The sequence below is a fragment of the Micromonospora sp. NPDC050686 genome (genome assembly GCF_040654475.1).
Classification (GTDB): Bacteria; Actinomycetota; Actinomycetes; order Mycobacteriales; family Micromonosporaceae; genus Micromonospora.
Genome location: NZ_JBFAID010000001.1, coordinates 20842 through 33686, shown reverse-complemented (window position 1 = coordinate 33686; position 12845 = coordinate 20842). Strand labels below are relative to the sequence as shown.

Genomic DNA, 12845 nt, shown 5'->3' with positions numbered 1-12845 from the left:
CCGATATCCGCCGCGATCGGCGGGCGCCCGGCTCAAGATCAGCAATTGTCTGCCGGACGAAATGGGACCGGACATGGCTGCGCGCCGGCACGAAAGTGTCGGCGCGCGATTTCTTGGTGCGGCGATTCAGTTTTCCGACATCTGGAGATCAGGTCAGCGCCGGCTCGGCCAGTCGCAGGAGGTCATCGGCCTCCGACGCCGCCGCCGCCAGCCGATCATTGTCGGCACGCAGGCGCGTGATCTCGAACTCCAGTGCCTGAACCCTGGCACGCAGCCGGGTGACCTCGTCGAGCAGACGCCGGTCGGGCGCTGCACCTACGTGGCCGTAGAGGGCCTTCGCCATGCTGACTCCTTGATATGCGCTGCCGGAAAGGCCGGCCAACGCGCGCCCATTGGTTCGCGACTGCCCACCCAACGCAATGTGGGCATGACCGGGCGCGACTGGCGACACCTATATATTGAGCGAAACCCCCTCCTTCGTCAAGTTCACGCAGGCCGTAGATCATCTCCACGTCAACCTGTCCACTCGCCGGGGGGCCGCCACAAGGCTCGGACACGCTCTGTCCGGACAGCTTTACTGTACGCCGGGTATTGCCGGATCGGTGACCGGCCGAGGCTGATTCGCCTTAACTCTTTCTTAGCCACGTTGCCGCAGTTCAGCGCACACCCGTAGCGTCACTGCCGCCCCGAAACCAACCCGTGGAGGAACAGCGTGCACGGCTGGACCGACCCGATCGACCCCGACGGAGCCCGCCGACGCCCGCAACCGCCGGCCGGAGAACCCGCCTGGCTGACCGACCGCCCCGAGCCGCGGTCGGCGTACCTGTTCGGGGACGAGCCGGGCACGCCCGCCGAGGAGCCGCGGCGCGGCGGACCGGCCGAGCCGTGGCGCGACCACCCCGCCGGCGTCGGACGGGACGAACCGACCGAATCGTGGCGCGACGAGCGGGCCCGGGGATGGGGCGGCGAGCCCACCGGCGCCTGGCGCGAAGAGCCCACCGGCAGCCGGCCGGACGAGCCGGGCCAGCCGTGGCGGGGGCACTCCACCGGGTCGTGGCGGGACGAGCCCACCGGCGTCTGGCGGGACCAGCCGGGCCAGCCGTGGCGGGACGAGCCCACCGGGACCTGGCGCGACGAGCAGGTCTCTGCCGACCCCGGTCCGCCCACCCGGTTTCTCGGCCCGGTCGACCAGCCGTACCGGGTGGGCGCCGCGCCGGCCGGCCCGGACTGGCCGGAACCCGAGTCCCGCCCCCGCCGGTCCACGGCGGCCGACGGCGGCGAGGGCCGGCACCGGCAGGGCGGCCGGTTCCGCCGCCCGATGGTGATCGGCGGCGCCGCCGCGGCGGCCACCCTGGTGGTCAGCCTGGGCGTGGCCGCGCTGGCCCTGCCCGGCGGGGACGGCGAGCGGTCCACCGAGCGCACTGCGGCCGACGTGCCGGTGGCCACCGCCCCGGCCGAGCCGGACACCCTGGCGGCGGACGCCGAGACGCCGAGCCCCGCACCGACGTCGGCCGCGCCCAGCGCGGCGCCGACCACCAGCCGGCCGGCCCCCACGCCGACCCCGAGCCGGGCGGCGACGCCCGCGCCGGACCGGACCACCGCGGCGTCGCGGGGCGCGGCCGACCGCATCAGCCCGAAGAAGAAGACCAGCGCGCCCACCGCCAGCCCGTCGCGCACCTCGACCGGCACCACGACGAGTTCCGGGCTCACCGCCGAGTTGCAGAAGGTCGTCGACCTGGTGAACCAGGAGCGGGCCAAGGCCGGCTGCCAGGCGCTGTCGGTGGACGGCAAGCTGACCCAGGCCGCGCAGGCGCACAGCCAGGACCAGGCCGACCACAGGAAGATGTCGCACGACGGCAGCGACGGCAGCGACGCCGGGGCCCGGCTGGACCGGGTCGGCTACGCCTGGCGCGCGTACGGCGAGAACGTCGCCTGGAACCAGCAGTCCCCGGAGGCGGTGATGGACGCCTGGATGAACAGCCCGGGCCACCGGGCGAACATCCTGAACTGCGGCTTCACCGAGATCGGCGTCGGCGTGGCGCGCAGCAACGGGCCGTACTGGACGCAGGACTTCGGCACGCCGCGCTAGACCGTGGTCCATGAGGGCGGCCGGGCTCGTCTGGGCCGCCGCAGGCCGGCCAGTCCTCATGAACCCCGGCCCGAGGCGAGTCGTCGGCCGGCCCGCGCTCGTTTGACCGGGTGAGGTGCGCGGCGCGGGTGCTACGGCGGCGCACCGGCAGGGCGGCCCGGCGCCGCCCGCGACCCGGGAGCCGCCGATGCGCATCCGGCCGCCAGCGTCCACGACGCGGGCCAGGGCGACACCGTCGGGCGGGCACGCCCCGGCACCGCGCCGGGCGCGGCGGATCGGCGTCGTCGCCGTCGTGCTGCTGGTCACCGGCCCGCTGTACGGCTGCCGGCCGCCGGACGTCCCACCGGGCGCGCCGACCCCGTGGCCGAGCGAGGCCGCCCGGCACTGGCAGTGGCAGTGGCAGCTGCGCGGGCCGGTCGACCCGGACGTCGACGCGGACGTGTTCCTGCTCGACCCGGTGACCGTCACGTCGACCGAGACGGCGGCGCTGCGCGAGCGGGGCCGGCGGCTGGTCTGCCAGGTGCCCGTGGGGTCGTACGCCCGACAGGACCCGGACGCCACCCGGTACCCGGCGGCGGTGCGCGGCACCCCCGCCCGGCGGACCGGTAGCCACTGGGTCGACGTGCGGCGGTGGGAGGTGCTGCGCCCGGTGCTGGCCGACCGGTTCCGGCTCTGCCGGGGCAAGGGCTTCGGGGCGGTCGCGATCACCGACGCCGACGGGTACGCGCACCGGCCGGGCTTTCCGTTCGGCTTCGACGACCAGCTGGTGTTCAACCGCCGGGTCGCCGAGCTGGCCCGGTCCCTCGATCTCTCCCCCGGGCTGGTCAACGACGTGGCGCAGGTGGCCGCGCTGGCGCCCGACTTCGACTTCGCGGTCAACGAGGAGTGCGTCCGGCTGCGCCAGTGCGCCCGGCTGCTGCCGTTCGTGGACGCGGGCAAGCCGGTGTTCCACGTCGAGTACGCGGGCGCCACCGCCACGTTCTGCGTGACCAGCGTCGGGTACGGCTTCTCCTCGATCCGCAAGAACCGGACCCTGGACGCCTGGCGACAGCCCTGCCCGGCGACCTGAGCGGCGACGCCGCCCCCCGGGGGGTGGGAGTTTCAGGTTGGAGGGTGTAAGGAGGGGGCCCCTGTCAACAGACGTCTGTTGACAGGGCCCCCCTTACGCCTCAGCGGGCGCCGACCAGCTCCGGGGCCGGTGCGGGCGGCTCGGCGGGCGGGGCCACCGCCCGGGGCCGCAGGAACCGGGGCGCCCACCAGTTGGCGTCGCCGAGCATGGTCATCAGCGACGGCAGCACCACCGCCCGGATGATCGTGGCGTCCAACAGGATCGCCGCGGCCAGCCCGATGCCGAGCTGCTTCATGTCGATCGTGCTGAGCGTGGCGAAGATCGAGAAGACCCCCACCATCACCATCGCCGCGCTGCTCACCACGCCCGCCGACGAGGTGATCCCGTACGCGACGGCCTCCCGGTTCGACAGGCCGGAACGGATGCCCTCGCGGATCCGGCTCACTACGAAGACGTGGTAGTCCATGGAGAGCCCGAACAGCACCACGAAGAGGAAGAGCGGCAGCCAGGAGACGATCGCCCCCATCGAGGTGAAACCGAGCAAACCCTCGGCCCAGTCGCCCTGGAAGACCAGCACCAGCAGCCCGTACGCGGCCCCGGCGCTAAGCAGGTTGAGCAGGATCGAGGTGAGCGCGACCACCACCGACCGGAACGTCCAGGCCATCACCAGGAAGGTCAGCGCCAGCACGAAGCCGATCACCAGGGGCAGCTTCTCCTCGATGTGCCGGGCGTAGTCCTCGCTGGCGGCCACGCCGCCGCCGACCGCGTACTCGACGTCGGGCAGACCACGCAGCGCGGCCGGGGCGAACTCGTCGCGCAGTTCGTGCAGCGAGCGCGCCGCCTCGTCGGTGCGGCTGGCGTACGGCGTGGCCACCTCCAGCACCGACACCCGCCGGTCGGCCGACACCTCGATCTTCGGGCCGTCCCCCTCGGCCGGCGCGAAGAGCGGGTCGGTGGCGGTCCGGCCGGCGAGCTCGGTCAGCGCGGCCCGCACTCGGTCGGCCTGGTCGGCCGGTGCCTGTACGGCCACCGTGTGGCTGGTGCCGTTGCTGGGGAAGGCGGCGGTCAGCCGGTCGTACGCCTGCATGGCCGCCGTGCTGCGCGGCAGGTCCTCCATGCCGGGGAACTTCAGCTTCATGCCCAGCGCGGGTGCGGCCAGGGCGAGCAGCAGCCCCACCGAGACGACCAGCGTGGCCAGCGGCGCCCGCAGCGCCGGGCGCAGCACGGCCGGCCAGAACCGGGGGCCGCCCGCCCCGGGCCGCCCGGTACGCGGCGCGGTCAGCCGCCACAGCAGCGGCACCCGCGGCCGGTCCACCCACCGGCCGAGCTTGGCCAGCAGTCCGGGCAGCACCGTCAGCGAGCCGGTGACCGCGACCGCGACCACCAGGATCGAGCCGACCGCCAGCGACGAGAAGACCGCGTCGTCGGCGAGCAGCAGGCCGGCCATCGAGATCATCACGGCCAGGCCGGAGACCACCACGGCGTGCCCGGAGGTCTCCGCCGCGATCTCCACGGCGTTCAGCCCGGAGCGTCCCTTGGCCCGTTCCTCCCGTTCCCGCCGCACGTAGAACAGCGAGTAGTCCACCCCGACCGCCATGCCGATCAGCAGGATCACGCTGGAGGTGGTGTCGGTGGCCGGCACCAGGTGCGAGGCGAGGGTGGACAGGCCCATCGCCGCGGCCACCGAGGAGAGCGCCAGCAGCACCGGCACGCCGGCGGCGATCAGCGCCCCGAAGGCGATGATCAGGATGGCCAGGGTGACCGGCAGGCTGAGCAGTTCGGCGCGCTGGAAGTCCCGGCCCAGGGTGTCGTCGAGGGCCTGGCCGATCGACGGCCCGCCGACCTCCTCGACCCGCAGCGCGGGGTGCGCGGCCTGCACCTGTGCGGTGGCGTCCCGCAGCGGCTGCACCCGGTCGGACGCGGTCTCCGGGTCACCGGCCATGGTGATCGGCACCAGCAGCGCCCCGCCGTCGCGGGACGGCACCGGCGACCCGACCGACGCCACCCCGTCGACCTGGCGCAGCCGGGCCGCGGCGTCGTCCGCCGCGGCCTTCGCCGCGGCCGGATCCAGCGCGCCGGAGCGCGGCGTGATCAGCACGTTCTCCACCGCCGGCTGGTGGAAGTCGCCCTCGGCGACGATCAGCTGCGCCCGGCCCGCCTCCCCGATCGCCTGGTCGGCGTCGGTCGCCTCGTTCAGCCCCGCGGCGCTGCCGCCCACCAGGCAGACCGCCACGAACACCACCCACAGCGCGATGGCCCGCCAGGGATGTTCCGCGCTCCACCGCGCCAACCGCACCGTCACCGGTCGCCTACCCATGCCGCGCTCCCTCTCCACCCGCCGATCGACCATGTCGACGCTAGGGAGCTGATCGGTTCCGGACATCCGGGTCCGGCCCCCGGTCATCCCGGAGAACGGCGGCGGGCGCCGGGCCGGGGCCGACGGGCCCGGCCGGGTGGACGGATCGGGTCAGGACCGGCGAACGGTACGGGGGCCTCCCGCAGCCGGGGGACGCGGCACACCGGCGCAACCCCGAGCCGCCGTCGGGGTCATCCCCTCAGGGCACCCCGGGGCCGCGGCTGGCAGCGCGGGCAACTGTACGAGGACCGGTTCATGAACGCCTCCCGCCGGATCGGCGCCCCGCAGCGGTGGCACGGCTCGCCCTCCCGCCCGTAGGCGTTCAGTGCGCGGTCGAAGTAGCCGCTCTCGCCGTTGACGTTGACGTAGAGCGCGTCGAAGCTGGTGCCGCCCACCTTGATCGCCTCGCCGAGCACGTCCCGGACGTGCCCGAGCAGCCGGGCCGCGGCCGGCGCGGTCAGCGCGTCGGTCGGCCGGGCGCCGTGCAGCTTCGCCCGCCACAGTGCCTCGTCGGCGTAGATGTTGCCCACCCCGGAGATCAGCGTCTGGTCCAGCAGCGCCCGTTTCACCTCGGTACGCCGCCGGCGCAGCGCGGCCACGAAGCCGGCGTCGGAGAACTCCGGGTCCATCGGGTCCCGGGCGATGTGCGCGATCTCGCCGGGCAGCTCCGCTCCCCCCTCGGACACCGCCAGCCCGCCGAACGTGCGCTGGTCGACGAAGCGCAGCTCCGGACCGTCGTCGGCGAACCGGAACCGGATCCGCAGGTGCAGTTCGTCGGCCGCGCCCACCGGTTGCAGCAGCAGCTGCCCGGACATGCCGAGGTGGCCGACGAGGGCGTCGCCGCTGTCCAGCGGCAGCCAGAGGTACTTGCCCCGGCGGCGCACCTCGGTGACGGTGCGGCCGGCGAGCACGTCGGCGAAGTGGTCCCCGCCTGGCTGGTGCCGGCGTACGGCCCGGGGATGGCGCACCTCTACCGAGGCGATCGTCCGGCCGGTGACCCACTGGGCCAGGCCCTGCCGGACCGTCTCGACCTCGGGCAGCTCAGGCACGGGAGGCACCCGCCTCCGCCGCGTCGGCCGCCGGACCGGTGACACGCCCCGGGCCGGTGACACTCCCGGGGTCGGTGCCGGCCGCCGGACCGTCGGCCGCCGGCGTGGCGCTCGCCGCGGCGGTGGCCGCCGCCCGCTCGGCCTCGGCCTGCTCGGTGAGCACCCGCCAGGCCGACTCGGCCGCCCGCTGCTCGGCCTCCTTCTTGCTCCGCCCCTCGGCGCCGCCGTACCGGTTGCCGGCCACCACCACCCAGGCGGTGAAGGTCTTCAGGTGGTCGGGGCCGGTGCCCTCGATCCGGTACTCCGGCACGCCCAGCCCCAGCGCGGCGGTCAACTCCTGGAGGCTGGTCTTCCAGTCCAGCGCGGCGCCCCGCCCGGCCGACTCGGCCATCAGCGGGTCGAAGAGCCGGTGGATGACGATCGCGGCGGTGTCCAGGCCGTACTGGAGATAGATCGCCCCGAGCAGCGCCTCCAGGGTGTCGGCGAGGATGCTCGCCTTGTCCCGGCCCCCGGTGGCCTCCTCCCCCTTGCCCAGCAGCAGGTACGCGCCGAGCCCGTCCGGGCCCAACCCGCGCGCCACGTCCGCGAGCGCCCGCATGTTGACCACGCTGGCGCGCAGCTTCGCCAACTGCCCCTCGGGCAGGTCCGGGTGGTTGCGGAAGAGCGCCGTGGTGATCACCACGCCGAGCACCGAGTCGCCCAGGAACTCCAGCCGCTCGTTGGTGGGCAGGCCACCGTTCTCGTACGCGTAGGAGCGGTGGGTGAGCGCGCGCTCCAGCAGTTCCGGATCGAGCGACACGCCGAACGCCGCCTCCAGGTCGGCGACCGGAGCGCGCCGGCGCTTGTCGTTGGTCATGGGGTTGTCACCTCTTCCTGTGCGACCCGGGTGGCGACGGGCGCGACCCGCGTCCCGGCGACGGCGCGGAACCCGCGACCGTCCTGGAACGCGTACCGCGCGCTCATCGGCGCACCTCGGTGTCGGTGGAACCTACGGGGAAGTCGTCGGCGGCCGCCACGCCGGCCGGGATGCCGTCGGCCAGCAGGGTGGCGACCCGGTCGGTGGCCCGGCGGCGCCAGAGGTGGGCGGCCAGCCCGATGCCGGAGGCCACGTCGTCCGCGCGGGCCGCGCCGTGGCAGACCACCACGGTGCCGCCCACCCCGAGCAGGGCGGCGGCCCGCGGGACGCCACCGGCCGCCGGCGTCCCGCCTGCCATGGCGTACGCGCCCTCGATGGCCTTGAGCAGGACGTTGCCGGTGAACCCGTCGGTGACCACGACGTCGGCGCGACCGCCGAGGGTCACGTCGTACCCCTCGACCAGGCCCACGTAGCGGGCACCGCAGGGCAGCACCTCGACGGCCAGCAGGCTGTCGGCGTGCCGGCGAGGCCGGTCGCCCTTGCCCGCCTCCGTACCGACGGAGAGCAGCCCCACCCGGGGCGCTTCCACGGCGTGCGCCACCGTCGCGTACGCCGCGCCGAGCACGGCGTGCCGGGCCAACGTGGCGGCCCGTGCCTCAAGAGTGCCGCCGACGTCGAGCAGCACCACCGGCCCGTCGACCGCGGGCAGGGACGCGGCCAGGGCCGGTCGGCGGATCGCCGGCCAGCGGCCGAGGCCAAGCGCCGCGGCGGTGACGGTGGCACCGGTGGAGCCGGCGGAGACCAACGCGTCCGCGGCTCCCTCGCGTACCGCGGCGACGGCCGCCCGGACGCTGCCGTGGGCGCGGGCGGCGGTCGGATCGTCGGCCATGCCCACGGCGTCGCGGATCGGTCGGACCATGACCCGGGCCCGTTGGGCCGGGTCGAGCGCGCCGACCAGCTCGTCGGCGACCTCGGCGGGTCCGACGAGCAGCAGGTGCAGGTACGGGTCGACGCGGATGGCCCGCAGAGCGCCGTCAACCACGACGGCGGGAGCATCGTCCCCGCCGAGGAGGTCGACGGCGATCCGCGCGGTGCCCGGCTCCACCGGAACGCCGGCCAACAGGGGCCGGCCGGCAGCGGACGGAGCCGGGACACCGGGGGATCGCCCGGTCGTGCGCGCCTCCCGACCCGGAGTCGGGGGCGTCACTCGGCGTCCAGGTCAGACCTCGAGAACCTGGCGGCCGTTGTACGTGCCGCAGACGGAGCACGCCGCGTGCGGCAGCTTCGGCGACTTGCACTGCGGGCAGGCCACGGTCGCGACCACGGCCGCCTTCCAGTTCGCCCGGCGGGACCGGGTGTTGCTGCGCGACATCTTGCGCTTGGGGACGGCCACGGTTCCTACTCCTCTGTACGGTTCAGTTGCGACAGGCCCGCCCATCGCGGGTCGACCTGCTGGTGGCTGTGGTCGGCCGGCAGATCGTCCCAGTGCACCCCGCAGTCGGGGCACAGGCCTGGGCAGCCCTCCCGGCAGAGCGGGTTGGTCGGCAGCGTGAGCACCACCGCGTCCCGCAACGCCGGCTCCAGGTCGATCAGGTCGCCCTGCATCCGGCCCACCTCGTCCTCGTCGGTCGTGTCGTCCGTGGTGCTGTTCTCGTACGCGTACAGCTCCTGGACGGTCACGGCCAACGAGTCGTTGATCTCACGCAGGCAACGGCCGCACTCGCCCCGGACGGGACCGGTGATGGTCCCGGAGACGAGCACGCCCTCGGACACCGACTCCAACCTCAGGTCGAGGTCGAGAGGGGCGCCCTCCGGCACGCCGATCAACTCCACGCCGAGGTCCGCCGGTGCCGGGGCGACCCGCTTTACCGTACGCATCGCACCAGGCCGACGCGGCAGGTCCCTCGTGTCGAGGACCAGCGGCGACCTGGGGTCGAGGTGCGGTGACGAGTTCTTGGGCATAGTCAGACTCCGGCCGGTGAGAGGCCGACAAAGAAGGTTACCTGGGCGACCGCCGGACCGTCGAACCGGGGCCACGCCCGTGGCCGCCATGTCGGCAGGTGAGGTGCCGCTCAGAAGGGTAGCGGGCGATCCGCCTCGTCCCCACCGAAGGTGCCGATCTCGCGCAAGGCGTGCATCTTGTCCCGGCCGCGCTCTATCGAGGCCAGCGCCCTGGTGAGGAACTGCTCGAAGTTGGCCAGCGCGGTGTCGACGTAGTCGTCGACCTCCTCGCGCAGGCGCTGGGCCTCGGCGCGGGCCTCGGCGATGATCCGGGCCCCCTCGTGCTCGGCGGAGACCGTGATCTCGTTCACCGAAACCAGGCGGGCGTGTTCCGCCTCACCCTCGCTGATGATCCGGTCGGCCTCCCGCTTGCCGGCCTCCATGATCTTGTCCCGCTCCTCCAGCAGCGCGGCGGCGCGGCGCAGGTCGGCCGGGAGTTCGCCGCGAAGCTCGTCGAGGACCGCGATCATCTCGCCCCGGTCGACCATGCAGTTGTTCCGCGACATCGGGACGGAGCGCGCCTGCTCCACCATGGCGATCAGTTCGTCGATGCGATCGAGCGGGTCCACCGGTACCTCACTCCTGTCGTTCGTCGGCCGACCTACATGATGCGGGCTGCGGCCGGGTTCCCGCTTGCGTCAATCATGTCCTGCGGGGGCGACGGGAGGCTCATCCACCCGGTTCGGCGCGTCGCGGCCGGGTGGGTGGTCCGGATGGCGTTCAGGCCGGCGGCGGCGCGCCGAGTCGGGACTTCAGCGCCTCCCGAACCACATCGGGTACGTGCGCGGAGATGTCGCCACCCCACTTGGCGACGTCCTTGACCAGGCTGGAGGAGAGGAAGGAGTAGAGCGGATTGGTCGGCATGAACAGGGTCTCCACCCCGGCCAGGCCGATGTTCATCTGGGCCATCTGCAGCTCGTAGTCGAAGTCGCTGACCGCGCGCAGGCCCTTGATCAGCACGCTCGCCTGCTGGGCCCGGCAGAAGTCGACCAACAGCCCCCGGAACGACTCCACCCGTACGTTCTCGTACGAGGCGGTCACCTCGCGGAGCATCTCGATCCGCTCCTCGACGGTGAACAGGCCCTGCTTCGACTGGTTGATCAGCACGCCGACGATCACCTCGTCGAACAGCCGGCTGGCCCGCCCGACGATGTCGAGGTGTCCGTTGGTGACCGGGTCGAAGGAGCCGGGACACACCGCGCGTCTCATGATCGGCGACCGTACCAAAGGGTGGTCTCGCCGTAGCGGCGGCTGCGCTGGGCAGTGACGCCCTCCACCCAGGTGAACGGCCCGCCCCGGGTGGACCGCTCCACGACCACGAGCGCGTCCGGCGCCAGCCACCCGCGCTGAACCAGCGCGGCCAGCAGCGCGGTGATCTCGTCGTCGGGCACCGCGTACGGCGGGTCGGCGAAGACCACGTCGTACGGCTCGCCCTCCGGGCCGGCGGCCAGCACGGTGGCGACCTTGCCGGCGGCCAGCCGAGCGGCTGGGGCGGCGCGCAGCGCGGCGATGTTCTCCCGGATCACCCGGGCCGCCCGGGGGTCGGACTCCACCAGCAGCACGTGCCCGGCGCCCCGGGAGAGCGCCTCCAGCCCGACCGCGCCGGAGCCGGCGTACAGGTCGGCGAAGCGCGCGCCGTCGAGGTCGACGTCGGCCTGCACCGCGCTGAACAGTGCCTCCCGGACCCGGTCGGAGGTGGGCCGGGTGCCGGCGCCGGGCGGGGCGGCGATCCGCCGGCCGCCGTGCGTACCGGCCACGATCCGGGTCACCGACGCCGCCCGCCGAACGCCCGACCGGCCCGGTCGAGGTGCTCACTCACCCCAGTGACGCTACGCGACGCCGCATCGGGCCGGACGGCACGGTGGGTATCGAAAACGTGTTGCATCGATCACGATGCGCCGATCAATGATCACGAATTGGCAACATCATCCTTAGCGGGCATTGAGGACTGTGACGCGAGTCCCGTTCTCGCTAGGGTCTGCCGGGTGCCGGCGAGTCCGTCGGCGCACGACGTCCGTGCGGCGCCGCCGCGACCCCACTACACCCGCGGCCGGCCTTCTGCCACCCGACGTCAACGACGAGCCCCTTGACCCCGGGAGAACCCGTGATCCGTCCGAAGCTGTCGCTGCGGCGACCACTCGCCGCCCTCGGCGCCACCCTGGTCGGCGTGGCCGCCGCCGCCGCCTTCGCAGCGCCGGCCAGCGCGCACCACTCGATCATCTCCGGTACCGCCTGCAAGCTGCCGTCCGGCGACCTGTCGGTCACCTGGACCGTGAAGAACAGCGAGAGCGACCTCGTCGGCAAGATCACCGATGTGTGGACGCCGTCCGCCACCGAGATCACCGGCATCGCCCCCGGCATCGAGCTGCCCAAGGCGGGCGACGGCGCGGTGACGGGCCAGCAGGTCGTCAAGGCGGGCAAGAAGGCGGAGCTGAAGATCAGCGCCGAGTGGTTCCGCGGTGACAAGCGGGTCACCAACACCGCTGCGGGCAGCGCCCGGACCGCGGGCAAGTGCGCGCCGACCCCCACCCCCACCCCGGAGCCGACCAGCCCGGAGCCGACCGACTCCCCGGAGCCGACCGAGACTCCGGTGCCGACCGAGTCGCCCAGCGAGGAGCCGACCAGCCCCGCGCCCAGCGAGGAGCCGACCAGCCCTGCGCCGACCGAGACGCCGAGCGAGGAGCCGACCAGCCCCGCGCCCAGCGAGGAGCCGACCAGCCCCGCCCCCACCTCCCCGGTGCCCACCCCGCAGCCGAGCGAGCCGGGCGGCCCGCTGGTGCCGGACGAGCCGAACGCCCCGGTCTTCGAGGTCATCTTCGCCTGTGACGCGCTCGCCGTCACCGCCGACAACCCGGCCGACGGCGTGACCGCCACCATCGTGTTCACCACGGACAAGGGCGTCACCAAGGAGCTCAAGCTGATCCCGGGCGAGAAGACCGAGGTCGTCTTCGAGGCCTACGAGGGCCTCACCATCACCCCGAGCTTCCCCGGTGAGAAGCCGGACCCGGCCGACGCCCTGGAGTGGGAGAAGCCCGCCGAGTGCGCTCCGGGCGCGGGCGGTGGCGAGGAAGGCGGCCTGCCGCTGACCGGCGCCCCCGCCGGCATGATCGCCGGCGGTGCCGCAGTGCTGCTCGCCGTGGGTGCCGGCCTGTTCATGCTGGCCCGCCGTCGCCGCAACATCCGCTTCACCGCCTGATCCAGGCGTAAGCGTCCGAGGGCGCGCCGACCAACCGGTCGGCGCGCCCTCGCCCTTTCCCGGCCGAGGTAGGACGCCATCGGGCGCCCCGCGCGCCCTTCCCCACGGGCTGATCGGGCGCCCCCGACACCTGTGCTGGGAGAGCGATCCGGGACGTGCCGTGGCCGACCTGGCACGCCGGTCCGCCGGCGCGACGGCACGGGCCTGCGCGACAGCACGGGCCAGCGCG

13 protein-coding genes are annotated in these 12845 nt (G+C 74.0%); 3 read left to right on the top strand and 10 right to left on the bottom strand.

Annotated elements, in window-relative coordinates; genetic code table 11:
• Window positions 1–148: 148 nt before the first annotated feature.
• Entirely contained in the window at window positions 149–343 is a 195-nt protein-coding gene (locus AB0H57_RS00170; protein ID WP_357501268.1) for a hypothetical protein, read from the bottom strand.
• Between the two features lie 369 nt (window positions 344–712).
• Between AB0H57_RS00170 and AB0H57_RS00165 the strand changes: the two genes are divergently transcribed.
• Together AB0H57_RS00165 and AB0H57_RS00160 are read left to right on the top strand one after the other, a co-directional pair.
• Window positions 713–2089, top strand: coding sequence for a CAP domain-containing protein (locus tag AB0H57_RS00165; RefSeq protein WP_357501267.1), 1377 nt, complete (start codon window positions 713–715; stop codon window positions 2087–2089).
• A 187-nt stretch (window positions 2090–2276) separates the two neighbouring features.
• Window positions 2277–3158, top strand: a complete 882-nt coding sequence (locus AB0H57_RS00160; RefSeq protein WP_357501266.1) for an endo alpha-1,4 polygalactosaminidase — start codon at window positions 2277–2279, stop codon at window positions 3156–3158.
• A gap of 100 nt (window positions 3159–3258) precedes the next feature.
• On the opposite strand, the gene AB0H57_RS00155 is transcribed toward AB0H57_RS00160, so the two are convergent.
• The 9 genes from AB0H57_RS00155 to rsmD form a co-directional block, all read right to left on the bottom strand.
• Window positions 3259–5475, bottom strand: coding sequence for an MMPL family transporter (locus AB0H57_RS00155; RefSeq protein WP_357501265.1), 2217 nt, complete (start codon window positions 5473–5475; stop codon window positions 3259–3261).
• Window positions 5476–5705: 230 nt separating this feature from the next.
• Complete coding sequence (gene mutM / locus AB0H57_RS00150; protein WP_357501264.1) at window positions 5706–6563, bottom strand: bifunctional DNA-formamidopyrimidine glycosylase/DNA-(apurinic or apyrimidinic site) lyase; 858 nt, start codon at window positions 6561–6563, stop codon at window positions 5706–5708.
• Window positions 6556–7419: a ribonuclease III gene (rnc, locus tag AB0H57_RS00145; RefSeq protein ID WP_357501263.1), complete on the bottom strand. Its 864-nt coding sequence runs from the start codon at window positions 7417–7419 to the stop codon at window positions 6556–6558. The genes mutM and rnc overlap by 8 nt, the downstream gene beginning before the upstream one ends.
• 103 nt (window positions 7420–7522) lie before the next feature.
• Window positions 7523–8524: a phosphate acyltransferase PlsX gene (locus AB0H57_RS00140; protein WP_357501262.1), complete on the bottom strand. Its 1002-nt coding sequence runs from the start codon at window positions 8522–8524 to the stop codon at window positions 7523–7525.
• 114 nt (window positions 8525–8638) lie between these two features.
• Window positions 8639–8812: a 50S ribosomal protein L32 gene (rpmF, locus tag AB0H57_RS00135; protein ID WP_088646032.1), complete on the bottom strand. Its 174-nt coding sequence runs from the start codon at window positions 8810–8812 to the stop codon at window positions 8639–8641.
• A gap of 5 nt (window positions 8813–8817) precedes the next feature.
• Window positions 8818–9381 carry a YceD family protein gene (locus AB0H57_RS00130; RefSeq protein ID WP_357501261.1) on the bottom strand — a complete coding sequence of 188 codons (564 nt, stop codon included), beginning with the start codon at window positions 9379–9381 and terminating at the stop codon, window positions 8818–8820.
• A gap of 110 nt (window positions 9382–9491) precedes the next feature.
• A complete protein-coding gene (locus AB0H57_RS00125; protein WP_357501260.1) occupies window positions 9492–9989 on the bottom strand; it encodes a hypothetical protein in 498 nt (165 codons plus the stop codon).
• Window positions 9990–10140: 151 nt separating this feature from the next.
• Entirely contained in the window at window positions 10141–10629 is a 489-nt protein-coding gene (gene coaD / locus AB0H57_RS00120) for a pantetheine-phosphate adenylyltransferase (protein ID WP_357501259.1), read from the bottom strand.
• Complete coding sequence (gene rsmD, locus AB0H57_RS00115) at window positions 10626–11189, bottom strand: 16S rRNA (guanine(966)-N(2))-methyltransferase RsmD (protein WP_357501258.1); 564 nt, start codon at window positions 11187–11189, stop codon at window positions 10626–10628. The genes coaD and rsmD overlap by 4 nt, the downstream gene beginning before the upstream one ends.
• A gap of 335 nt (window positions 11190–11524) precedes the next feature.
• Here rsmD and AB0H57_RS00110 point away from each other — a divergent pair, with 335 nt between their 5' ends.
• A complete protein-coding gene (locus AB0H57_RS00110) occupies window positions 11525–12616 on the top strand; it encodes an LPXTG cell wall anchor domain-containing protein (protein ID WP_357501257.1) in 1092 nt (363 codons plus the stop codon).
• The last annotated feature ends 229 nt before the right edge of the window (window positions 12617–12845 follow it).

What these genes read in the sequence shown, in the direction of transcription:
- AB0H57_RS00170 (WP_357501268.1), bottom strand. Translation starts at nt 343, where the DNA reads ATGGCGAAGGCCCTCTACGGCCACGTAGGTGCAGCGCCCGACCGGCGT.
- AB0H57_RS00160 (WP_357501266.1), top strand. Translation starts at nt 2,277, where the DNA reads ATGCGCATCCGGCCGCCAGCGTCCACGACGCGGGCCAGGGCGACACCG.
- AB0H57_RS00155 (WP_357501265.1), bottom strand. Translation starts at nt 5,475, where the DNA reads ATGGGTAGGCGACCGGTGACGGTGCGGTTGGCGCGGTGGAGCGCGGAA.
- rnc (WP_357501263.1), bottom strand. Translation starts at nt 7,419, where the DNA reads ATGACCAACGACAAGCGCCGGCGCGCTCCGGTCGCCGACCTGGAGGCG.
- AB0H57_RS00130 (WP_357501261.1), bottom strand. Translation starts at nt 9,381, where the DNA reads ATGCCCAAGAACTCGTCACCGCACCTCGACCCCAGGTCGCCGCTGGTC.
- coaD (WP_357501259.1), bottom strand. Translation starts at nt 10,629, where the DNA reads ATGAGACGCGCGGTGTGTCCCGGCTCCTTCGACCCGGTCACCAACGGA.